At 69.2% G+C, this 22,232-nt stretch carries 22 protein-coding genes and 1 rRNA gene; 9 read left to right on the forward strand and 14 right to left on the reverse strand.

Annotated features, from left to right (window positions below; translation table 11 throughout):
• The first annotated feature begins 24 nt into the window (after positions 1-24).
• Positions 25-137 (forward strand): 5S ribosomal RNA (gene rrf / locus AC3FMM_RS00005).
• A gap of 127 nt (positions 138-264) precedes the next feature.
• Positions 265-552 (forward strand): GIY-YIG nuclease family protein, encoded by a 288-nt coding sequence (locus AC3FMM_RS00010; protein WP_116313307.1) that lies wholly within the window; start codon positions 265-267, stop codon positions 550-552.
• Positions 553-613: 61 nt separating this feature from the next.
• On the opposite strand, the gene AC3FMM_RS00015 is transcribed toward AC3FMM_RS00010, so the two are convergent.
• Both AC3FMM_RS00015 and AC3FMM_RS00020 read right to left on the reverse strand, forming a co-directional pair.
• Entirely contained in the window at positions 614-1,036 is a 423-nt protein-coding gene (locus tag AC3FMM_RS00015; RefSeq protein ID WP_018004795.1) for an organic hydroperoxide resistance protein, read from the reverse strand.
• Positions 1,037-1,084: 48 nt separating this feature from the next.
• A complete protein-coding gene (locus tag AC3FMM_RS00020) occupies positions 1,085-1,561 on the reverse strand; it encodes a MarR family winged helix-turn-helix transcriptional regulator (RefSeq protein WP_115711930.1) in 477 nt (158 codons plus the stop codon).
• A 179-nt stretch (positions 1,562-1,740) separates the two neighbouring features.
• Here AC3FMM_RS00020 and AC3FMM_RS00025 point away from each other — a divergent pair, with 179 nt between their 5' ends.
• Together AC3FMM_RS00025 and AC3FMM_RS00030 are read left to right on the forward strand one after the other, a co-directional pair.
• The gene (locus AC3FMM_RS00025; RefSeq protein ID WP_488685918.1) at positions 1,741-3,207 is read left to right on the forward strand and encodes a DegQ family serine endoprotease; all 1,467 of its coding nucleotides are present in this window, start codon (positions 1,741-1,743) and stop codon (positions 3,205-3,207) included.
• 271 nt (positions 3,208-3,478) lie between these two features.
• Entirely contained in the window at positions 3,479-3,811 is a 333-nt protein-coding gene (locus AC3FMM_RS00030; protein ID WP_018004792.1) for a hypothetical protein, read from the forward strand.
• Between the two features lie 227 nt (positions 3,812-4,038).
• Here AC3FMM_RS00030 and AC3FMM_RS00035 read toward each other — a convergent pair whose 3' ends face one another.
• The 3 genes from AC3FMM_RS00035 to AC3FMM_RS00045 are packed head-to-tail and all read right to left on the reverse strand — an operon-like array spanning position 4,039 to position 7,969.
• The gene (locus tag AC3FMM_RS00035) at positions 4,039-6,009 is read right to left on the reverse strand and encodes a transglutaminase TgpA family protein (RefSeq protein WP_488685919.1); all 1,971 of its coding nucleotides are present in this window, start codon (positions 6,007-6,009) and stop codon (positions 4,039-4,041) included.
• Positions 6,006-7,037 (reverse strand): DUF58 domain-containing protein, encoded by a 1,032-nt coding sequence (locus tag AC3FMM_RS00040; protein ID WP_115711936.1) that lies wholly within the window; start codon positions 7,035-7,037, stop codon positions 6,006-6,008. Before AC3FMM_RS00040 ends, AC3FMM_RS00035 begins: the two co-directional genes overlap by 4 nt.
• 5 nt (positions 7,038-7,042) lie before the next feature.
• The gene (locus AC3FMM_RS00045; protein ID WP_116313310.1) at positions 7,043-7,969 is read right to left on the reverse strand and encodes an AAA family ATPase; all 927 of its coding nucleotides are present in this window, start codon (positions 7,967-7,969) and stop codon (positions 7,043-7,045) included.
• A gap of 264 nt (positions 7,970-8,233) precedes the next feature.
• Between AC3FMM_RS00045 and AC3FMM_RS00050 the strand changes: the two genes are divergently transcribed.
• Positions 8,234-9,052: a phytanoyl-CoA dioxygenase family protein gene (locus AC3FMM_RS00050; RefSeq protein ID WP_116313311.1), complete on the forward strand. Its 819-nt coding sequence runs from the start codon at positions 8,234-8,236 to the stop codon at positions 9,050-9,052.
• A 17-nt stretch (positions 9,053-9,069) separates the two neighbouring features.
• Here the strand turns inward: AC3FMM_RS00050 and AC3FMM_RS00055 are convergent, their stop codons facing one another.
• Together AC3FMM_RS00055 and AC3FMM_RS00060 are read right to left on the reverse strand one after the other, a co-directional pair.
• On the reverse strand, positions 9,070-9,909 hold the full coding sequence (locus AC3FMM_RS00055) for an IclR family transcriptional regulator (protein ID WP_115682188.1): 840 nt from the start codon (positions 9,907-9,909) through the stop codon (positions 9,070-9,072).
• Positions 9,910-10,034: 125 nt separating this feature from the next.
• The gene (locus AC3FMM_RS00060) at positions 10,035-11,645 is read right to left on the reverse strand and encodes an MFS transporter (protein WP_115711942.1); all 1,611 of its coding nucleotides are present in this window, start codon (positions 11,643-11,645) and stop codon (positions 10,035-10,037) included.
• A gap of 61 nt (positions 11,646-11,706) precedes the next feature.
• Between AC3FMM_RS00060 and AC3FMM_RS00065 the strand changes: the two genes are divergently transcribed.
• Positions 11,707-12,693, forward strand: coding sequence for a LysR family transcriptional regulator (locus AC3FMM_RS00065; protein WP_473704706.1), 987 nt, complete (start codon positions 11,707-11,709; stop codon positions 12,691-12,693).
• Between the two features lie 48 nt (positions 12,694-12,741).
• Here the strand turns inward: AC3FMM_RS00065 and AC3FMM_RS00070 are convergent, their stop codons facing one another.
• The gene (locus tag AC3FMM_RS00070; protein WP_115711946.1) at positions 12,742-13,302 is read right to left on the reverse strand and encodes a YggT family protein; all 561 of its coding nucleotides are present in this window, start codon (positions 13,300-13,302) and stop codon (positions 12,742-12,744) included.
• A 187-nt stretch (positions 13,303-13,489) separates the two neighbouring features.
• Between AC3FMM_RS00070 and AC3FMM_RS00075 the strand changes: the two genes are divergently transcribed.
• Together AC3FMM_RS00075 and AC3FMM_RS00080 are read left to right on the forward strand one after the other, a co-directional pair.
• Positions 13,490-13,948, forward strand: a complete 459-nt coding sequence (locus AC3FMM_RS00075) for a MarR family winged helix-turn-helix transcriptional regulator (RefSeq protein WP_115711948.1) — start codon at positions 13,490-13,492, stop codon at positions 13,946-13,948.
• A gap of 131 nt (positions 13,949-14,079) precedes the next feature.
• Complete coding sequence (locus tag AC3FMM_RS00080; protein WP_326347739.1) at positions 14,080-14,748, forward strand: glycine zipper 2TM domain-containing protein; 669 nt, start codon at positions 14,080-14,082, stop codon at positions 14,746-14,748.
• 5 nt (positions 14,749-14,753) lie between these two features.
• Here the strand turns inward: AC3FMM_RS00080 and AC3FMM_RS00085 are convergent, their stop codons facing one another.
• From AC3FMM_RS00085 to AC3FMM_RS00095, 3 genes are all read right to left on the reverse strand, one after another.
• A complete protein-coding gene (locus tag AC3FMM_RS00085) occupies positions 14,754-16,301 on the reverse strand; it encodes an acyl-CoA synthetase (protein ID WP_488685920.1) in 1,548 nt (515 codons plus the stop codon).
• 104 nt (positions 16,302-16,405) lie between these two features.
• Entirely contained in the window at positions 16,406-17,116 is a 711-nt protein-coding gene (locus AC3FMM_RS00090; RefSeq protein WP_115711953.1) for a dienelactone hydrolase family protein, read from the reverse strand.
• Between the two features lie 102 nt (positions 17,117-17,218).
• Positions 17,219-17,935, reverse strand: coding sequence for a phospholipase D family nuclease (locus AC3FMM_RS00095; protein ID WP_240987718.1), 717 nt, complete (start codon positions 17,933-17,935; stop codon positions 17,219-17,221).
• A gap of 231 nt (positions 17,936-18,166) precedes the next feature.
• Between AC3FMM_RS00095 and AC3FMM_RS00100 the strand changes: the two genes are divergently transcribed.
• Positions 18,167-18,373: a dodecin gene (locus AC3FMM_RS00100; protein ID WP_018004776.1), complete on the forward strand. Its 207-nt coding sequence runs from the start codon at positions 18,167-18,169 to the stop codon at positions 18,371-18,373.
• Positions 18,374-18,386: 13 nt separating this feature from the next.
• Here AC3FMM_RS00100 and AC3FMM_RS00105 read toward each other — a convergent pair whose 3' ends face one another.
• From AC3FMM_RS00105 to AC3FMM_RS00115, 3 genes are all read right to left on the reverse strand, one after another.
• A complete protein-coding gene (locus AC3FMM_RS00105; protein ID WP_488685921.1) occupies positions 18,387-18,578 on the reverse strand; it encodes a hypothetical protein in 192 nt (63 codons plus the stop codon).
• Positions 18,579-18,722: 144 nt separating this feature from the next.
• Complete coding sequence (locus AC3FMM_RS00110; protein WP_115711957.1) at positions 18,723-20,390, reverse strand: ShlB/FhaC/HecB family hemolysin secretion/activation protein; 1,668 nt, start codon at positions 20,388-20,390, stop codon at positions 18,723-18,725.
• A 182-nt stretch (positions 20,391-20,572) separates the two neighbouring features.
• Positions 20,573-22,138 carry a collagen-like triple helix repeat-containing protein gene (locus tag AC3FMM_RS00115; RefSeq protein ID WP_488685922.1) on the reverse strand — a complete coding sequence of 522 codons (1,566 nt, stop codon included), beginning with the start codon at positions 22,136-22,138 and terminating at the stop codon, positions 20,573-20,575.
• Positions 22,139-22,232 lie beyond the last annotated feature (94 nt).

Raw genomic sequence — 22,232 nt, forward strand, 5'->3', positions numbered from 1 at the left:
CCGACAGCGCCACAACCCCTCATGCCTGGTGACCATAGCGAGCTGGAACCACCCCTTCCCATCCCGAACAGGACCGTGAAACAGCTCCGCGCCGATGATAGTGCGGATTCCCGTGTGAAAGTAGGTCATCGCCAGGCTCTTATTGTGCAAAACCCCTCGACAGCGTGTGCTGCGAGGGGTTTTGTCTTTGGCGCGGCGGAAAAACGCTGCGCTCGCCGTCGTCGCGAAGCCGTAATACCATTACCGCAGTCCTCCATTTCCATCATGTCTGCTGACTGCGCCTGGTATCTCTATCTGCTCGAATGCACCGGCGATTCGATTTACACCGGCATTACCACGGATGTGGCGCGCCGCTTCGCCGAACACCAGTCCGGAAAAGGCGCCAAATATACGCGCTCGCGCAAGCCCATCCGCGTGCTCGGCCAGTTGCGCTTCGCCACTAAATCTGAGGCGTTGAAGGCGGAAATCGAAATCAAACGCATGAGTTCCGCGCAGAAGCGGTCATTTTGCGCGCAGCTGCCGACCCTCGACGTGGACCAGCAGACAGCGTGAGATCAAGCAAAAAAGGCCCGCATCGCAAGCGCGATGCGGGCCTTTTTCTTCGTGGCTTGCTTCAGACCACGGTCAGCGTGACGTCGATATTGCCGCGCGTTGCGTTCGAGTATGGGCACACCTGGTGCGCCTGCTCGACCAGCTTCTCGGCCGCTTCGCGCTCGAAGCCCGGCAGGGAGATCTTCAGCTCGACCTGGATACCGAAGCCCTGGGGGATCGGGCCAATGCCGACCGCGCCCTGGATCGATGCATCGGCAGGCACGTTGATCTTCTGCTGGCTGGCGACATAGCGCATCGCACCGAGGAAGCAAGCCGAATAGCCGGCTGCAAACAGCTGCTCGGGATTCAGGCCGTTACCCGCGCCACCCATCTCCTTGGGCACGGCGAGCTTGGCGTCGAGCTGGCCGTCGGACGTGGTGGCACGGCCATCGCGGCCGCCGGTGGCAGTGGCATGGGCGGTATATACGACTTTCTCGAGTTTCATCTAAGGCTCCGGTTTGGTTGCCCGCAGGGGCGGTATCAATACCTGCCGTCAGTCCGGCAGGCTGGAATCGGTCCGCGCTTGTTCGAGCGTCGACCGCAGTGCATGCAAGCGCCGCGTCAGCGCCTGGATCTCTTCGACCGGGCATTGCGTGGCACATAACATCTGTTCAGGAATTTTCTCGGCGCGCTGACGCAGTGCCCGGCCGGTGTCGGTCAGGCTGACCAGGACCCGGCGTTCGTCCGCTGCGTCCCGCGTGCGCTCGACCAGCCCCGTTGCGGCGAGCCGCTTCAGCAGTGGCGTCAGCGTGCCCGAATCCAGCGCCAGGCGGTTGCCGAGTTCCGAGACCGACAACGTTTCCGTCTCCCACAAGACCAGCATGACGAGATACTGCGGATAAGTAAGCCCAAGCTCACTTAGCAATGGTTTGTACAGCTTGGTCATCGCCAGCGAGCTCGAATACAGCGCAAAGCATAGTTGGTGATCCAGCAAAAGCCAGTCGGTGACGGGTTCGTTGTCGCGTTCCATACCGATATATTAGACACAATTAGATTGTGTGCAAGATAAATTTTCGGGACATGAGCCGGATGGGAGGGGCACGCTGGATGACGGCCTTGGCCTTAAGTCTGTTTTAAGTCTTGGTCGCTAGCATGACGGTGTTGCGTCGCATCGTGCCGACGCCAGATGCTAAAAGGAAAGGAACACCTATGATGCGCCAGACCATTGCTCGCACCGCCGTTGGTATCGCAGCCCTGGCCGCGCTCGGCGGCGGCTATGCCTATCTGCAGCGAGAAGTCATCCCCCCGGGGTACGCGGCTCCCGCGCCCGTGGTGGCAGCCGCCCAGCCGGCGGATGCCGTGGCCAGGCCGATGGACTTTTCCGGCATCGTCGCCCAGTACGGACCCGCCGTGGTCAATATCAGCGTGACAGCGCGCGCCCAGCGCACGGCGGTGCAGATGCCGCCCGGCATCGATCCGGACGATCCGCTGTTCCAGTTCTTCAAGCGCTTCGGGCCGCAGTTCCAGGGGCCGCAGGGCGGCCCGCAGCAACTGGTGCGCGGGCAGGGCTCCGGCTTTATCGTCAGCCCGGACGGCCTGATCCTGACCAATGCGCACGTCGTCGACGGGGCGCAGGAAGTGACCGTCAAGCTGACCGACCGCCGCGAGTTCAAGGCCAAGGTGCTCGGGACCGATCCGCAGACCGACGTGGCGGTGATCCGCATCGATGCGAAGGATCTGCCGACCGTGCGCCTGGGCGACCCGTCGCAGGTGCGGGTAGGCGAGCCGGTGCTGGCGATCGGCTCGCCTTACGGCTTCGAGAACACGGTGACCGCGGGTATCGTCAGCGCGAAGTCGCGCTCGCTGCCTGACGACACCTACGTGCCGTTCATCCAGACCGACGTGGCCGTCAATCCCGGCAACTCGGGCGGTCCGCTGTTCAACCAGCGCGGCGAGGTGGTCGGCATCAACTCGCAGATCTACAGCCAGACCGGCGGCTACCAGGGCCTCTCGTTCGCGATCCCGATCGACGTGGCGACCAAGGTGCAGCAGCAACTGGTGGCGCACGGCAAGGTCACGCGCGGGCGCCTCGGCATCAGCGTGCAGGAGGTCAACCAGGCGCTGGCGCAGTCGTTCGGCCTGCCCAAGCCGACCGGGGCGCTGGTCAACTCGGTCGAGCCTGACAGTCCCGCCGCGCGCGCGGGACTGAAGCCCGGCGACGTCATCGTGCAGCTGGACAACGACGTGATCGATCATTCGGGCGACCTGCCTGAGCATGTGGCCGACATCAAGCCGGGCACGCAGAGCTCGCTGAAGATCATCCGCAAGGGGCAGCCGTTGACATTGTCGGTGACGGTCGGCACCGCGCGTGACCAGGCGGTGGCGCAAAAAGCGGGCGGCAAGGAGGCCAATGGCCGGCTCGGGCTGGCGGTGCGCCCGTTGTCGCCGGCGGAGAAGCGCGAAAGCGGTATCGAAGGCGGCCTGGTGGTCGAGGACGTGACCGGTCCCGCCGCGCGCGTGGGCATCCAGCCCGGCGACGTGATCCTGTCGCTCAACGGCACGCCGATTGCATCGGTCGATCAACTGCGGGCGCTGGTGGGCAAATCGGGCAAGCAGGTGGCGCTGCTGGTGCAGCGCGATGATGCGCGCATTTTCATTCCGCTCGATCTGGGTTGATCCTTGCGGGCACCGCTGCGTGCCCGCAAGTCGTTAACCAGCAAGGCTTTGACGTCCTCGCGGGCCGTATACCCGCACGTATACCAGCACGTTTACGAGTGGGTATACGTGCGGGTATACGGCCCGCTAAGCCTTACCGGAGGCGGGATTCAGCGCAACGAACTGCTTACAGAAAGCGCGCCAGCAGGTATCATCTCGACTGCGATGCACGAAGCATGCGGCGGCAGCCCCCGCCGGCCCTGGTTCTGCTGAATCGACAAAGAGGAAGTCTATGCAGTTGGATTTCACCCGTGCCCCGATGCCGGGTACCGATAGAGCGCGGCGGCTGACGTCCACGACGTCTGCCACCGGCTCCGCGCCGAAGCCCCGGCGGCGCAAGAAAGAGGTCGCCCCGCACTGGGAGCGCGGCTACCGTTCGCACTTCTACCGCAACGAGCGTGGCGACAAGCTTGGCGAAGTGCGCCTGTCCGAGCGCGGCGAGCTGCCGGTGGTCTACCACTGGGCCGCCGGCAACTACTCCGGCGCGGAAGGCTCGCTGGCCCACGCCCGTGCGCGCGTGGAAGAGACCATCGGTTTCGGCATGCGCCAGCTGTCGCTGTTCTGAGCAGGATCTTCGCCGGTGCCGCGTTCGCCGGCACTGCGACCCGTCCGCGCCCACCCTTCGCGCGCGGCGCCTTCGCTTCTCCCTGATCTTCCCGGTAGTTTCTGTAGTCCCCTGGCGTAGCCTGCGGCCGGCGCAGTTCTGGCAAGCGGCAAGCAGCCGATAGATATCCTCGCCAGCGATCGGTGTGGCCTGTTGCGTGATCGGCGCGCCCAACATGCACGCGCCCGCTACCGACGCAATGCCGCAGAGATCCCGCGGATGCCCGCCCGCATCGACGCCAGAACCTGCGCCTGCGTTTCGGCCGGCAGGTTGCCGTAGCGCAGGCTGACATAGGCGGCGCTGACTGCGGCGATCGCCGCGCGGGCGCGCGGCAGCTGCTCGCTGGCCCGCGCCGCAAAATCCTGCGGGCCTTCGGCCGGCGCGCGCGTGCAGCCATGGCGGGCGAGCACGGCGCAGAAGCGCGCATAGGCCGCGCCGACCGGATCCGCGGGCGCGCGACGCCGCCACAGCGGCACCAGCGCCAGCAGGCACAGCATGCCGAGCACGGCGGCTAGCAGCGGTCCGGCACCGGCACTGGTGCCGAGCGCCTGCAGCAGCCGCTGCTGTCGCGCATGGTCGTACTGCAGCACCCAGCGCTGCCAGGTGTAGACCATGCCCTCATAGGCCCAGCGCAAATCCTTGAGCCATCCCGGTTGCCGCGACGGACGCCAGTCGGCGGCTTCGTTGCCGACCACCGCATCCAGCCCCTGCTCGATGCGGCTGGGCGCGACCGCGCTGGTCGGGTCCACGCGTATCCAGCCGCGGCCATCCAGCCAGACCTCGGCCCACGCATGCGCGTCGGACTGGCGCACCACGTAGTGGTTGGCCATGGGGTTGTACTCGCCGCCCTGGTAGCCCGTGACCACGCGCGCCGGCACGCCGGCGGCGCGCATCAGGAACACGAAGCTGCTGGCGTAGTGCTCGCAGAAGCCGCGCCGGGTGTCGAACACAAAGCTGTCGATCTGTTCGGCTCCCAGCGGCGGCGGGGCGAGCGTATAAGCGAACGGCGCCGCCGCGAACAGCCGCAGCGCGGCCTGCACGCGCGCCGCAGGATCGGCATGGCGCTGTGCCCATTGCGCGCCCAGAGCGCGGGCGCGCGGATTGCCGGCGGGCAGGCTCAGCGCCAGCCGCAGCGTGGCCGGCGGCAGCGCTTCCGCCGGCGGCGACAACGTGGAATGCGTGCGATAGCGGACGCGCTGGTCCACGGCCCGGCGTGCCATGAACTCGCCGTCTGGCGTGATCGCGGCATCCGCGCCGGCGGACAGCGCCTGGCCGCGGTCGAGCACGAACAGCCAGCGTTGCCGGCTGGGTTCCAGCGTGATGCTGATGTCGATGTCGGCCGTGCCGCCGGTACTGGCCGCCGGCGCCAGTTGCTGCCGCCGCAGCCGCGACGGATGCCAGGTGGTGCCGTCGTATTCCCACAGCACCAGCGCGCGCCAGTACAGCGCCGACACGGGCAATGGCGGGCCGGCAATTTCCGCACGCAGGGCGATTTCGGACGAACGGATCAGTTGCCCCACGCTGCCCGGGCGCATGGTGTCGCTGATGCCGGTGGTGCCGCTCTGCACCGATTGCGGCAGCTGCCACAGCGGGTGCTCCAGGCGCGGGAACAGCACGAACAGCGCCAGCGCCCACGGCAGGCCCAGCAGCGCCATGCGGCCCAGCAGCGGCCAGATCGCCAGCCGGCTGCGCGCCTCGGGGTGATGCAGCAACAGCCAGTTGCGCAGGACCCAGGCGCCGATGGCCAGGCTGTACAGCGCCAGCCAGAACGGCTGATCGGACAGGTACAGCGTCAGCAGCAGGTAGAACGACAGCTGCGTGACCAGGGTTGCGTCCGACAGCGCGCGGCATTCCAGCAGCTTGAGGATGACAAAGGCGCCAAGCAACGCCACCGCCAGCTCGCGCCCGATGCCTCCCCCGTCCTGCCACACCAGCGCGCACGCCACCAGCAGCACCAGCATCGCGGTGGTGCCGAGCATCCAGCGCGACGGCAGCGGCGCGCGCCGCCGCCACAGCAGCCAGCGCCACGCCAGCAACAGCACCAGCAGCAGGCTGACCGCCACCGGCAGCGTGCGCGCCTGCGGCGCCAGCACCAGTGCCAGCTGTCCTAGCAGCAGGCCGTGGTCTTCATGCCGCAGCGGCCGGGGCGCGGGTTTCATGCGGGTTCCGCAGCGCGCGCTGTGCCAGGACGCTGCGGCCACAAGGCCAGTGCCTCGAGGCACGCGCGCCGGTGGCTGGCGCCGCGCGCCGGCGGCAGTTCGATGCCGGGCAGGCGCAGGCCGATCTCGACTTCGTCGCCGGCGGCAAGCAGCCATGCGCACAGCCGCGACAGCCGGGCCTCGGCCTCCATGCCGGCGGGCAGCGCGTGCCAGTCCAGCCAGCGCGCCGGCTGCCGCGGCGGATCGCCGGCGCGGCTGAGCCAGCGGCCGGTGCGCGCGCTGTGCTTCCAGGCGATGCGGTGCAGCGGGTCGCCGCTGCGGTAGCGGCGCAGCTGGTCGATGCCGTCTTCGCTGTGCGTGGTGCTGGCGGCAGCGTGCGCGTCGTCGCCATCGTCGGGGCGGTGCGCGGGCGGCGGTGGTGGTGCGTCGGCTTCCGGCGCGGGGTAGACCAGCGTCGACATTTCCAGGTCCGCATGGCTCCAGACATGGAACAGGCCGAACGGAAAGCGGCTGGCGATCGTCACGCGCGGCAGCGCCAGGCGGCCCCGGCGTGACGCCGGCACGTGCAGTGCCAGCATGCCGCTGGCATTGGCATCGAGCGTCAGCGTCGCGGCGGCGACTTCCGGCATGGCGGGCAGGCGCGCTTCGATGCCCACGCGCGCGTCGCCACCGCGGCTGTCGACGCGCACCTGGAAGATCGCGTCCTCCCCGGCATGGACCGCCGCCACCGGCCCCGCGGCGACGGCGAGATCGAGCAGGTTGCGGTAGGCCAGCCACATGCATGACATGCCGATGCCCGCGAGCATGAAGGTCAGCGCAAAACCCAGGCTGATGTTGTAGTTCAGCGAGGTCATCAGCATCGCGGCCAGCACCACCGCAAAGCCGACCCCGCCGCGCGTGGGCAGGATATAGAGATGGCGGCGGTCCAGCAGCACCACGCCGCCAGCGCCACCAGCAGGACGCCGGCTTGCGGCGCGGCGCGGTGCGAGGCGTGGCGTGCCGCCGAGCACGCCCTTGCGCGCCGCCATGGCGCTCAGGGAATCGCCACGCCGGCCAGCAGCGCGGCCAGCTGGCCATCGACGGCGGCGTGGCCGCCGGCGCCGGCCGGCAACAGGCGGTGCGCGGCCACGGCCATGAACACCGCCTGCACGTCTTCGGGCAGCACCAGGTCGCGCTGCGCCAGCAGGGCCCAGGCGCGCGCGCAGGCCAGCAGCGCCAGCCCGGCGCGCGGCGACAGTCCCGCGGCAAAGCCGCCGTGGCTGCGCGTGGCCTGCACCAGCGCCAGCACGTAATCGACCAGCGCCGGGCTGGCGTACACCTGCGCGGCCGCTTCCTGCAGCGCCAGCACCTGGCTGCCATCCATCACCGGCGGCAGTTCCGCCGCGCTGGCGCCGCCCAGGTACAGCACGCGCTCGAAGGCGGGGTCCGGGTAGCCCAGCGACAGCCGCATGGTGAAGCGGTCCAGCTGGGATTCGGGCAGCGCATGGGTGCCGATCTGCTCCAGCGGGTTCTGCGTGGCGATGACGAAAAACGGCGACGGCAGCGGATGCGTGGCGCCGTCATGGGTCACCTGCCGCTCGGCCATTGCCTCGAGCAGCGCGCTCTGGGTCTTGGGCGGCGCGCGGTTGATCTCGTCGGCCAGCACCACCTGCGCGAACACGGGGCCGCGGTGGAAGCGGAATTCGCCGGCGTCGCGGACAAAGACCGAAACCCCGATCAGGTCGGCCGGCAACAGGTCGCTGGTGAACTGCACACGCTGGTAGTGCAGCCCCAGCGTGCGCGCCAGCGCGTGCGCCAGCGTGGTCTTGCCCACACCCGGCACGTCTTCCAGCAGCAGGTGGCCGCGTGCCAGCATGCAGGCCAGCGCCAGCCGCACCTGTTGTGGCTTGCCAAGGACAATGCGGCCCAGCTGGGCCTGGGCCTCGGCCAGCGAAGCGACGATGCGGGGGCGTGCAGTCACGTGGGACCTCGGCGCGGAGCCTGAAAAAATCGCGGTGGATGCAGGAATTATCGGGCAAAGACCAGCGCATTGTAGCGGCGCGCACGGCATGCGCGACCGTCTGCTGCCGTACGCAGGCGGCCGCTGGCCCGGCCCGACGCGCAGGCTGCGGATGCGGCGCCTGCGCCAGATGGCGCCGGTTCTGGCATCATGAGCCTGTCGGGCCACCGCGGCCCCTGTTCCTGTTTCCGCCTCTTCGCGCGGCCGTGCGCCGCGCCTGCTGCAATGACCTCGCTGGATCCCTGCGCCGACCTGCCCGCTTCCACCCTGTCCGCCGACGCCGGCGCGCTGCCGCGCCTGGTGCAGGCCTTCCATGCCAACGGTTTCGTGATCCTGCGCGGCTTTGCCGACGAGCCGGCGTGCGCGGCACTGGAGGCGGTGACGCGCCAGCATCTCGCCGCGGCGGTGCCGCCGGTGGAGTTCGAGGCCGACCTCGGCTATCCGGGCGCCCCGGCCACGCGCGATGCCGCCGGCGGCGGCACGGTCAGGCGCCTGCGCCAGGCCTACGGGCGCGATGCGGTGTTCCGCCGCTGGGCCAGCGATCCCAAGCTGGTGGCGGTGGTGCAGGCCTTGCTCGGCGAGCCTGCGCGCATCACGCTGGCGCATCACAACTGCGTGATGACCAAGCACCCGCACTACGGCAGCCAGACCGGCTGGCACCGCGATACCCGCTACTGGTCGTTTGCGCGGCCGGAACTGGTGACGGTGTGGCTGGCGCTGGGCGACGAGGACGAGCGCAATGGCGTGCTGCGCGTCATCCCGGGTTCGCACCAGGCCAGGCTCGAGCCCGGCCAGCTGGACCCAGCCGAATTCCTGATCGAAGCCCACCCGGCCAGCCAGCCGCTGCTGGATGCCGCGCAGCCGCTGGTGCTGCATCGTGGCGATGTGCTGTGTTTCGACAGCCGGCTGTTCCACGCGGCCGGCCGCAATGCGTCCAACGCGGTCAAGCTGTCGGTGGCGTTCGCGTATTTCGGCGCCAGCAACCGGCCGCTGGATGGCACGCGCTCGGCCGAGTTCGGCAGCGTGGAGTTGCCTGGGGTCTGAGCCGGCGCGGCGCGCGCTCAGGTGCGCAGTCCGACCAGCCCGGAAATCTTCTCGGAAGCTTCTAGCAGCGGCGGCAGGAAGCGCTCCAGCATCTCCTGCGCGCTGGTGCGGTTGGCCTGGCCGCTGATGTTGATGGCGGCGATGGTGTGGCCGGCGCGGTTGCGGATCGGCGCGGCCAGCGATACCAGCCCCTCTTCCAGCTCCTGGTCGTTCAGGGCCCAGCCGCGCTGGCGGATATCGGCGACGATGGCCTTGAGCGCGTCCACGTCGGTCACGGTGCGCCCGGTGCGCGCGCGCAGGTCGGTGGCGCGCAGCACGCTGTCGAGCTCGGGCTCGCTCAGCCCGGCCAAGAGCACCCGTCCCATCGAAGAGCAATACGCCGGCAGGCGGCTGCCGATCGACAGGTTGATGGTCATGATCTTGCGCGCCGGCACGCGCAGCACGTAGACGATCTCGGTGCCGTCCAGCACCGAGATCGAGCAGCTTTCATGGACCTGCTGCGACAGCGTCTCCATGATTGGCTCGGCCAGGTTCCAGAACGGCATCGAGGTCAGGTAGGCGAAGCCCAGGTCCAGGATCTTGGGCGTGAGCCGGAACAGGCGCCCGTCTGCCTGCACATAGCCCAGCCCCACCAGCGTCAGCAGGATGCGGCGCGCGCCGGCGCGTGTCAGGCCGCTGGCCTGGGCGATTTCGGTCAGGGTCTGGGCCGGGTGCTGCGCGTTGAAGGCGCGGATCACCGACAGCCCGCGTGCAAAGGACTGCACATAGCTGTCGCTCGGCTTTTCGGGCGCGGCGGCGCTGTCGGCGGTCGGCGATGCTGGCGGCGGGGTCTGGCGGGAATCGGTGGGACTGGCCATCTGCGTAGCCCGGCGCGGTTCGCCGGATTGGCACGGAAAGGCCGAAAGGGTAGAGGAAATGCCGGCATTGCGCCAGTGCCGGGCCAGGAAGGGCCAGGACGGGCCCGCCGCGGCCAGCCCTGATCTTAGCGGAAGCTGCGCTGCACCAGCACGAACACCGCCCCCGCCACGCACAGCGCGGCAAAGCCATGCAGCAGGTCCATGCCGGCGAGCAGCGTGGCCTGCCGGTCGACTTCCTGCGACAGCTTGGCCAGGCCGGCCGCGGACAGCGCGTCAGGTACCTGCAGCGCCGGGTTGAAGCGGGTGATGTGCTCGACCAGGTGGGTGCGATGCTGCGCCAGGCCGTCCTGCATGAACACGCTCGCCAGCCCGGTGCCCATCGCCGAGGCGATCTGCTTGCACACGTTCTTGAACTGGTAGGCGTGCGAGAAATCCTCGACCGGCACTTCCAGGTAGGTCATCGACGCCACCTGCACCATCAGCAGCACCGGCGTCAGCCCTTCGAGCAGCACCACTGGCACCAGCGCGTAGTCCGGCGCGCCCGGCATCAGCTGGGTCGACAGCAGCATCGCCGCGCACGCGTAGACGATAAAGCCGGCCGCGATCACGCGCCGCTTGCGGAACACCAGCGCCATCCCCAGCGTGATCACGATGGCGCCGATGGCGGAGACCGTGCCGCTGGTCGACAGCAGCATGCAGGTGGTGCGGAAGGTCAGCCCCAGCCCGGTCTGCGTCAGCGTCGGCAGCAGGAACGACCACGCCGACGACAGCAGGTAGTACAGCGTGTAGAAGCCCAGCCCGTACAGGTACTGGCGCCCGGCCAGGCGCGAGAAGTCGATCCATGGGTCCGGATGGCGATACAGCCGCCAGCCGCTGAAGGCAAACAGCGCCACGCCGCACAGCGCGGCCAGCGGCATTTCCAGCGAACTGAAGAAGCGCGTGTAGCGCATTTCCTGCAGCGTATGCAGGAACACCAGCGCGCCCAGCGCTGCGGCGATGGCGGCGGGCCAGTCCAGCGTCGACACCGGCGGGTGCGGATCGCGCGGCGCGCGCGTGGGGTAGGTCAGCACGACCGACAGCAGCACCGGCAGCGCAATGCCGGCCTGGAACAGGAACACCGCGCGCCAGCCGATATCGTCCAGGAAAATGCTGGTCAACCAGGGCGTGATCGCCAGCATCGAGAACGCGCCGCCACCGAAGCGCAGCATCAGCGGGGCGCGCTCGGCCGGCGTCGACACCAGCTGGACCAGGATGCGCGACGCCGCGAACAGGCCGCCCGCGCCCAGTCCCTGCACCGCCTTGCCGCCGATCAGCCCGGCCGGGCTGGCAAATTCCGCGCAGATCAGCGAGCCGGCGATGAACACCAGCAGCGACACCATGGTGAAGCGCTTGTACGTGATGCGGCGCGCGACCTGGTCCAGCACCATGTTCATCAGCACCGCGGTGGCGGCGTAGGCCGAGACCGCGTACAGGTAGTCTTCCGGCGCGGCACCGACGCCGCCCTGGATATGCTGGCTGGCCACGCCCATCATCAGCGTGGAAGAGAAGTCGATGCCGGTCACCAGACCCAGCGTCAGGCCGAACAATGAAAGACGCCAGTGACCCATCTCGGGGTGACTGGCGATCTGCATGCGCGGGCGCTGGAAGGTATCGATGCCGGGGGCGGCGGGGGCGGGGATGGCTGGAACGGCGGGGGCTAGCGCGTCCGATCCAGCCTGGACAGGCGTTTGTTGCATCGCTCAAGCATAATGTAGGCCCAGCGTCGAGAACTACAGGTTGTCAGGGAAACATTGTCCGGTGAACGAAACAATCCAATGGAATGACTGGGAGGCGTTCTGCTGCGTGGTCGAGCAGGGCACGTTCACGGCCGCGGCGGAGCAGCTCGACTGTCCCAAGTCGCGCGTGTCGGCCGCCGTGGCGCGGCTGGAAACCGCCATCGGCGCCAAGTTGCTGGAGCGCACCACGCGGCGCATGCGACTCACCGATGCCGGCAAGGCGGTCTATCGCGACGTCGCGCCGCTGTTTGCGCGGCTGCGCGAGATCCGCCAGGAAACGCTGGCGCGCGAGGAACGCGTGCAGGGCGTGCTGCGCATCGCCACTCCCTATGAATTCGGCGCGCAGCAGCTGGGCGGCGTGATCTGCCGCACGCTGGCGGCACACCCCGCGCTGGATGTGGCAGTGGAAATCACCCAGGGCCTGGTCGATCCGATCCGCGACGGCTTCGACGTGGCCTTTGTCATCGTCGACGCCGACCTGCCAGACTCCGGCACGGTGGCGCGCCGGATCTACCACGTCGAACGCGGCCTGTTCGCCGCGCCGGCGTTGGCGGCCAGCCTGCCGGCGCAACTGCGCCCGGAAGACCTGGCCAATATGCCGACGCTGACCACGCCCGGCGACACCGTCTGGGAATTCACCCGCGACGACCAGACCGTCTCGGTGCCGATCCGCCCGCGCATGCAGACCCACAACGCCGAGCTGCGCCTGCAGGGCGCGCTGGCGGGCCTGGGCATCGCGCGGCTGTCGGTAATCTATTGCGAGGCCGAGGTCGCACAGGGGCGGCTGGTGCGCGTGCTGCCCGACTACCCGCTGCCGCCGCTGCGCGTGTTCGCGCTGCTGCCGGACCGGCGCCTGCAGCCGCGCAAGGTGCGCGCCTTCATGGAGGCGATCGAATCGATGATGGTGTCGGAGCTGCCGCCGGAAGGGGATGCCGAGACGGCGCGGGATGCCGGGCTGGATGCCGCCGCGGGCGGGCCGGCACCGGGAGAGGCCCGCACCGCGGGCTGAGGGCGCAGCGGCTGAAGGCGTTGCGCCGGCCCTGCGCGCCGGATGCCGTCAGTGCAGCCCGATGATGCCAGCGCCGACCCGGGCGAGGACCATCAGCAGAATCTGCGCAATCACGAACAGCACCAGCGGCGAGATATCGAAGCCGCCCAGGCGCGGCACCACGCGCTGGATCGGGCGCAGCACCGGCGCGGTCAGGTGGTCGATGGCCGGCGTGATCGGCGAATGCGGGTTGACCCACGACAGGATCGCCATCAGCAGCGTGACCCACATCACCAGGCTGATGGACCACTTCAGCACATAAAGCACGGCGGTCAGCAGCATGGCGGGCACGAAGCCGGGCAGGTCGATGCCGCTGATCAGCGCGACCAAAGCCAGAAACACCACCGCGGTCAGCCATGCGGCCAGGATCGTGGCCCAGTCGATGCCGCCCACGCCCGGGATGATCCGGCGCAGCGGCCGCACCAGCCAGTCGGTGATCTGGAACACGCCCTGCGAGACCGGATTGCGCGTCGGCAGCCGCGTCAGCTGCATCCAGACGCGCAGCAGCAGCGCCATGCCGAACAGGGTAAAGACGGTATCCAGCAGGAAGAGAGCGATTTCCGAGAACATCGGTGCGTTTTCCGGTGACGGGTGAAGGTGTCTGCAACCGCACAGATTCTGCCATAGCCGGGCGCGCGCACGGCGCAAACCGGGGTCGGCTACCGCTGTGCCGCGCGGCCCCTATAATTGCGAGCGCCCCGCCGCGGGCTTGCGCGGATTGCCGCGCCTTCATTCCCTTTCGCGTTTTTTGCCGCCCATGCCCAGCAAGTCCGCCTCGTCGCCGCAACCCGCCCCGCTTACCCAGGCCGACTTCGAGGCACTGTCCGACTTCCGCTACCAGCTGCGCCGCTTCCTGCGGTTCTCCGAAGACGCGGCGCGCGAGGAGGGGCTGACGGTGCAGCAATACCTGTTGCTGCTGCACATCCGCGGCTGCGCCGACAAGGACTGGGCCTCGATCGGCGAACTGGCCGAGCGCCTGCAGGCCAAGCAGCATGGCGTGGTGGCGCTGGTCAATCGCTGCGAGGCCGCCGGGCTGGTCAAGCGGCGCCTCAATCCCGAAGACCGGCGCGTGGTGCAGGTGCACCTGACCGCCAAGGGAGAACGCTACCTGAACCGGCTCGCCATGCTGCACCGGACCGAACTGGAATCGCTGCGCGGCGCGTTCCGCGTGGCCCGCATCACGCAGTTCAACGACGACGGCGCGGAGCGCGGCTGAGCGTTGCCACGCCGGCACCAGCGGCCGTTACAGGCGGTTACCAATCACAAGCTCCGGTGACACCCGCTGGCCCGCGGCGGCCCTAGACTCGCGCGCATTCCCCAACACGCGCAGCGCGCAGGAGTCCTGACATGTCCATCCCCTTTCGTTCGGTTGTGCTTGCGGTGCTTGGCGCCGGTGCGCTGGCCGGGTGTGCCACGCCGTACGGCTACGACAACGGCTATGGCGCGGGGTATGGCGGGGGGTATGGCGGGGGCTACGGCGGCGGCTATGGCAACACCGGCTACGGCAGCGGCACCACCATCAGCGGTTACCCGCAGCAGGGCTATCCGCAACAGGGTTACCCCCAGCAAGGCTATCCGCAGCAAGGCTATCCGCAGCAGGACTACCCGCAGTCTTCGTATCCGCAGCCGTCGTACCAGGACGGCAGCTATGGCAACGGCTACGGCAACCAGGCCTACGGCGTGCGCTACGGCTGGGTCGAGGGCATCGAGGTGGTGCCGGGCCAGCCGCCGTCGACCAGCGGCGCGGGCGCGGTGGTGGGCGGCATCGTCGGCGGGCTGCTGGGCCACCAGGTGGGCGGCGGCCGCGGCAATACCGTGGCGACCATCGGCGGCGCCGTGGCGGGCGCGGTGGCCGGCAACGAGGTCGAGAAGCGCACCGGCACCAGTGCCCCGGCCTACCGCGTGCGCGTGCGCACCAGCGACAACGGCTACCTGACGCTGACCCAGTCCAACGCCTACCAGATGCGTATCGGCGACCGCGTCAGGATCGAGAACGGCGTTGCCGTGCCGTACTGAGGGCGTCAGTCTGCGCCGAACAGCTGCGCGTAATCCTCGCGCAGCTGGCGCTTGAGCAGTTTGCCGGCGGTATTGCGCGGCAGGTCCGCGACGAACACGATGCGCTTGGGCACCTTGAAGGGTGCCAGTGCCTGGCGCGCATGCGCGACCAGTTCCTCCTCGGTGGCGGCCTCGTGGCCGCGCTTGCGCACCACGCACGCCGTCACCGCCTCGACCCACTTCGGGTGCGGCAGCGCAAACACCGCTGCCTCGGCCACCGCGCCATGGGTGTACAGGCACTCTTCCACTTCGCGGCTCGACACCAGCACGCCGCCCGAGTTGATCACGTCCTTGATCCGGTCCACCACATACAGGTAGCCCTCGGCATCCATGCAGCCGAGGTCGCCGGAATGGAACCAGCCGCCGGCGAAGGCTTCGGCGGTCTGCTCCGGCTTGTCCCAGTAATGCGTCAGCAACTGCGGCGAGCGATGCACGATCTCGCCCAGCTCGCCCGGCGGCACGTCCTGCAGGGTTTCATCGACGATGCGGGTCTCGACGTTCAGTACCGGCCGCCCCGCCGAGGCCGGACGCGCGGCGTGCTCGGCGGGTCCCAGCACCGTGGCCAGCGGCCCGATCTCGCTTTGCCCGTAGCAGTTGTAGAAGCGCAGCGCGGGCAGTTTCTGCTGCAGCTCCAGCAGCACCGGCACCGGCATGATCGAGGCGCCGTAGTAGGCCTTGGTCAGCGCGCCCAGCCGGGCCGGATCGAACTCCGCATGGCGCAGCAGCGCGATCCAGACCGTCGGCGGCGCAAAGAAGCTGGTGATGCGCTCGGCGTGGATGGTGCGCAGGCAATAGCCGGCTTCCGGGCTGTCGGCGATCAGCGTGGTGCCGCCGCACAGCAGCAGCGGCATCAGGAACACATGCATCTGCGCCGAGTGGTACAGCGGCAGCGCGGCCAGCGAATAGTCCGACGCGCGGATATCGCAGGCGGCGATGGTGCTGACGTACTCGGCCAGCAGCGCACGATGCGTCAGCACCGCCCCCTTGGGCGCGGAGGTGGTGCCGGAGGTGTAAAGGATCTGCGCGGGCGTGGTGTCGGCAAGGGCTTCGGACACCGGCACGGCGGGGCCGTCGGCGGCAGCGGCGAGAATATCGGTGCGACCATCGCCGCCATGCAGGGTACCGCGGACCTTGCAGGGCAGCCCGTCGACGCGGTCGGCCAGCGCCGGATCCGCAAAGATCGCGCTGGCGCCCGACTGCGTGACGAGGTACTCGGCCTCGGCGCGCGTCATCGAGAAATTCACCGGCACATGGATCAGGCCGCTGCGCAGGCAGGCCAGCCACAACAGCACATAGGCGTCGGAGTTCTTGCCAAAGGCGGCAACCCGGTCGCCGGGACGCAGGCCCCACTGCGCCAGCGCGCCGGCGATGCGCGCCGTGGCTTCATCGAGCTGGCGGTAGGTCCAGGACCGTTCGCCGAATCGGATCGCGGTCTTGTCCGGACTGCGCCGCACCGCGCGGGCCATGGCGTCGGGGATGGTGTTGCGCAGGGCGCGCTGCTGCTCTGACTGCATGGTGGTCTCCGTTGTTATGGTTGGGGTCCAGCAAGTCTTGAAGCCAGGCGCCGAGGATAAGGGCTGCCGCCTCGCCATGGCAAGCCGGCAGCCCTTTCACGGGACTACAGCGATGCCGACAGGAACACCAGCGCGCGGCCGTGCGCCAGGGCGGCGCTGGGCTGGTGGTAGGAGCCGCGCGCCCAGCAGTTGAAGCCGTGGTCGGCCTGCGGGTAGACGTGGATCTCGGTGGCGGGTTTGCCGGCCATCGCATCGCGCACGGCCTGCACGGCGTCGGACGGGATATGCGCGTCGAGCGCGCCGTAGTGGAACTGCACCGGCACGCGGATGTTGGCGGCTTCCTGCAGCTGGTTCTGGATGCCGCCGCCGTAGTAAGGCACGGCCGCATCCACCAGACCGCGTGCCGCGCTCAGGTACGACAGCAGGCCGCCGAAGCAGTAGCCCACCGCGGCCACCTTGCCGGCGCCGGTATGCTGGCGCAGCACCTGCACCGTGGCCGCGATGTCGTCGAGCGCGGCGGACACGTCCACGGCCTTGCGCAAGGCCATGGCGCGCGCCATGTCGTCGCCCTCGTAGCCCAGCTGCACGCGCGGGGCCTGGCGCCAGAACACGTCCGGCGCCAGCACGGCATAGCCGTCGGCGGCGTACTGGTCGGCCACCGCGCGGATATGCTCGTTCACGCCGAAGATTTCCTGCAGCAGCACGATGCCCGGCGCACCGGGCTGCACGCCCGCCGGCGGCAGGCTCAGGTAGGCATCGAAGCTGCCCGCGGCGGTGTCGACGCGGATCCACTGGCTGTCGGGAATGGCTGTCATGGCGAAGGATTCTCCGGAAAGGACTTGGCAGGGGTTGCCGCAATGTCAGCCCGCCAGTGTGCCACCACGCGCCGCATCGTGCAGGCGGCCGTCGAGCTGCCTTCAGTACGCGCGCGACTGCCGGTAGCGCTTGTGCCAGTTGTCGGTATAGGCCTTGACCACCGCCGCGTCGCCGCGGATCAGCATGCCGTTCTCGGCATTGCGCTCCTGCGCCGACTTGGTGAAGTTGAAGGAGCCGGTGAAGACCGCCTGGTCGTCGAACACCATCACCTTGTTATGGGCGATCGCGGGCTTGTTGTCGATCACCACCGGCACGCCGGCGTGCTTGAGGAAGGTGGCGCTGGTATAGCGCTCGCTCTGCTGGCTCTTGTCCAGGATCACGCGCACGTCGACGCCGCGCCGGTGCGCCTGCGCCACGGCCTCGGCAATCGGCGCGCTGGTGAACGAATAGGCCTGGATCAGCAGGCGCTGGCGGGTGCTGCGGATGGCATTGATCAGCAGCGCCTGGCAACTCGCGCCATCCGGCACGAAGCACAGCGTGTAGCCGCTGCCATCGGCAAAGGGCTTGGCGGGCAGCGGCCTGGCGTCGGGCGGCTGGGCCGGTTGCGCGGGCTTGCCGGCGCGCGAGGGGAAGTGATTGGCGATGGCCTCGTTGAAGGTCTCGCTGATGCTGTCGGCGATGGTCTCGGACACCTGATCGAAGGTCGATGCCGAACGGGCATGGGCCAGCAGCGCGAAGGGACTGAACGAAGTGAAGGCCGACACGGCGGCGGCCAGGCCCAGGCCCAGCGCGGCCCGGCGAATGAAGCGATAAGTCACGGCGGATCTTGGCGTCGGTGAAGGACAGCGTGCGCGCGCCGCGCGCCGCACCTGTCCGGGGCGGGAACGCAGCGTAGCAGGCGCATACGCCACTGGCAAAGCGGGATTGTGTAACAGGATCTGTGGCCGGTGTTGCGGTGTGCATGGCGTCGCGCCGCAGCCTTGGGACTATCCGCGGCCGGCGCCTATGATGGATGCAACCCGTGCGGCCGCGGCCGCCAAGGAGAGGCAATGACCAACCACACCTACAAGCTGGTCGAGATCGTCGGCTCTTCCCCCGACGGCTGCGACCAGGCCATCCAGAGCGCCATCGCCAAGGCCGGCGAGACCATCAAGAACATCGACTGGTTCGAAGTGGTGGAAACGCGCGGCCATATCCAGAATGGCAAGATCGCGCACTACCAGGTCACGTTGAAGGTGGGTTTCCGCGTGACCTGAGCCCTCGCTGTGTTCAGGCCGCGGCAGCGGCCTGCGGCACCATCCTCGCGGCCTCGCAGGCATGCGCGTACAGACGCTGCAGCGCCTGCTGCGGCGCGTCGCGCAGTAACGCGAGCATCTTGTCGATAAAGGGCCCGGTGGCGGTCTGCGGCACCCGCCGGATCCATTGCTGCGCTTCGGTCTCGCGCCCGGCCAGCGCCAGCATGCGCGCATGGATTGACTGGTCAAGCCTGAACCGCGTGACCGTCGGCGATGGCTGACGAAAATGCTGCGACGCGGCCCTCGCGAGAAAAATCGGCCGGCGCTGAACTGCCGCCGGCCGTGCAGGGAACCTTCGAAAAACCGGGATTCAGTCGAACTGGTAGGAATAGATCATGTTGATGCGCGGCGAGCGGCGGCTGGCATTGGTCGGCTTGTCCCCGACCGGCTGCGCCAGCGACAGGTCCAGCGTGTAGTAGCGCCGGTCCGAGAAGCGCGCGCCCAGCGCCACCGACGACAGGCTGCGGTGCGACAGCGACACGCTGTTGGAATACACGCGCGCCACGTCGGCCGACACATAGGGCTGGATCGTGCGCAGGTAGGTCAGGTCCGGCAGAAATAGCCGGCTGATTTCGGCCGACGCGCCCCAGCCCTTGTCGCCCGCGACTTCGCCCGCGGGGTAGCCCAGGCCGAAGAAGCGTCCGCCAAAGCTGATCTGCTCGCCCGAGGCCAGCCGGTCGCCGCTGTACTGGCCGGCGGCGGCCACGGTCAGGCCGAAGCCCGCGGGCAGGTCCTTCGATTGCGACAGCAGCAGCCGCGTGCGGAAGAAGCTCAGGTCGTTGCCGTTGTTCTGGCGGCTCGCGCCGAGCGCATCGAAGCCCTTGTACAGGCCCAGCGTGGCGTTGCGGCTGACGCCTTCGCCGCGTTGCACATAGGTCAGCTCCGCGGTGGCCACGCGCACGTTGGTGCCGAGCGTGACGCGCGTGCCGGTGGCGGTATGGGTATAGCGCTCGAACTGGTCGGCGCCGTAGACGCCGCCGGTCAGTGTCAGCGTATGCGCGTTGGACAGCAGCAGCGGATAGCTCAGGGTGCCGCCGATGCGCTTGGTGTCGTTGACATAGCGCGGGTTGAAGCCGATCGGCGCCAGCGTCGCATTCTGCGGTACGCCGCGGTAGTGCGAGGCATTGAGCCGCGCCACCATCCCTTCGGTGCCGATCGGCTGCGCATAGCTGGCGGCGTAGTATTCCTCGCTGTCGCGGCCCTTCGGGAACAGCGCCGACACCGAGATCTGCTCGCCCAGCGGCGTCAGGCTGTTGGTGGTGGCCGTGGCGATGGCGCGCAGGCCCGGCGACATGTATTCGATGCCGGTGCCGAAGGTGAAGGGCTTGCGCTTGACTTCGAGCACCATCTCGCAGGCGCCGTCGGTGGTGGTGGGCGGCTGCACCGTGGCCGCCACCTGCAGCCCGGGCTGCAGCGCCAGCGCGTTGACGTAGTGCTCGAAGCGGTCCTGGCGCAGCGGGCGGTCCTGCTGCAGCTTCTCGGCGATGGCGCGCAGGCGGCGCTCGGTCGGGCCCGCCTTGCCGGTCACCGTTACCTTGGCGACGTAGCCTTCCACCACCGTGACCAGCACATCGCCGTTGGCAAAGTCCTGCGCCGGCACGAACGCGAACGACAGCGGGTAGCCGCGCGCCTTGTACATCTGCGTCACCGCATTGGCGGCTTCCAGCAGCTGCGCCACCGTGATCTCGCGGTTGGCCAGCGGCTGGAACTGCGCGGCCACCTCCTCGAACGGCAGCGTCTTCGCGCCCTCGATGCGAAAGCGCCGCGGCGTCAGGCGCGCGCTGAGCAGGTCCTGCATGGCGGGCTGCGGCCGCTCTACCTGCACGGTCACGCGGCTGTCGGGCCGGGCCGGCGCAATCTTGGGAAGCGTCTGGGTCGGATCGCCCTGGACCGGGCTGCGCGGATCGGCCTGGACCAGGCCGTGATGGAACGCGCCGACGCCGACCAGCAGCGCGGCAACGCGATGACGTGCACGCATGGCAAAACCCCTGTAAGAAACACTGCGGCTATTGACGTCGCGTGCCACCGGCGTGGGGATTGCCGCTACCCCCGGGCGCCTGCTGGCCGATACTGCCGGTCCAGCGCGTGGCCGCTACGTTGAATCAGGTGAGCACCGCTGCCCGTGATCAAACGATCGCCGGGGCAGCGGCCAAGGCAGGATTACTTCTGTCCGAGCGCGCCGGTCAGGCCGCCGAGCAAGCCGCCGACCAGGCCACCGACGGGGCCGGTGGTCGAGCCCTTGGTGGTGGTGCTGCCCGCGGTAGTGGTGGCGCCGCCGGTCACGGCGGAGACGACATTGGTGACGGGCGCCAGCGGGCTGGTGGTGCCAGTGCCGCCGGTTGCGCCGCCAACGCTGCCGACCACGCCACCGACCACGCCATTCACCACGCCGCTCACCGCGCCGGTGACCGGGGCCAGCGGCGTGCTGGCCGTGGCCGAGGCCAGGCCGCCGGTGACGGTGCTGACCAGGCTGGTGACGGGCGCCAGCGGCGAACCACCGGCTCCGCCAGTGGCGCTGCCCAGGCCGCCCACCGCGCCACTGACCAGCGACGTGACCGGAGCCAGCGGCGTGTTGGCGGTGGCGGTGGCCAGCCCTCCGGTGACGCTGCCGACCAGGCCGGTGACAGGCGCCAGCGGCGAACCCGTGCCGCCGGCGCCTGCCCCGCCTGCCAGCCCCCCGGCCAGCGTGGTAACCGGTGCCAGTACCGGACCCAGCGCGCCCAGCCCGCCGCCGCTGGCGGGGCCGTTGACCGCGCCGCCGAGTGAGGCCACCGTGGTGCCGGTGGCGTTGACCACGCCGCCGACGCCCGCGACCACCGGCGTGTTGGTCTGTTGCAGCTTGGTGCCGGCGGTGGCCAGCGCGCCGCCCACGGTCGCGAGCAGGCTGCTGGTCGGGGCGCCCAGGCCGGTGGCCGCGCCCAGTGCCTGCGTGGTGCTGGTCAGTTGCGAGGTGATCGGCACGATCAGCTTGCTGGTGGTGATGGTCACCTGCTCGACCGCGCCGCTCGACAACACCGAGGTCAGCGTCCCGCCGGTGTTGCCGACGGTATTGCCCAGCGTGCCGACCACCGCGCCCAGCGGCGACGTCAGCGGCGCCAGCGGTGCCAGCTGGCCGGTGCCCAGGCCGCTCACCGCGGTGCCGGCGCTGGTCACCGCCTTGCCCAGTTCGGTCACCACGTTGCCGGTGCTGGCGACGGTGGTGCCGACCGGGTTGGTCGAATTGGGCATGCTGCCCAGCCCGGATTGCAGGCCAGTGGCCAGTGCGCCGACGGCATCGCCGGTCGCGGCCACCACGCCGCCCAGCCCGCTTTGGGTCTGGCCCGGCAGCAGCGGCAGGTTGGCGTTGCCAAGCTGGTTGCCGAGGTCGCCGACGGTGCTGCCCGTATTGCCCAGCACCGTGCCGGCGTTGTCGATCACCGTGGCGGTCGGGGTCAGCGCGGTGGGCGTCTCGCCACCACCGGTATTGCCGCCGGTGTTGCCGCCATTGCCACCGCCCGTGCCGCCGCTGCCGCCGCCGGTGCCGCCCGTGCCTCCGGTACCGCCACCGGCCAGGTCGGTGCCGCCACCGGTTCCGCCGGTGCCTGCATTCGTGCCGCCATTGGTGCTTCCATTGGTTCCTGCGGTATCGCTGGTGCCCATCGAGGTCGAGCCGCTGCCGCTGGCGCAGCCACCCAGGGCCAGCAGGGTTGCCAGGAGTGCCGTTACGGCGAGTTGTTGTTTGCGCATGGTCTGTTCCTTCATTCCCGTCGTTTCAATCGCTCGGCCGCGCAACGCGTTTGTCTGCTGCGTGCGGCGGTGACGGTGATGGCGCAATCGGTAT

It is taken from the genome of Cupriavidus sp. 207A1 (genome assembly GCF_057798955.1).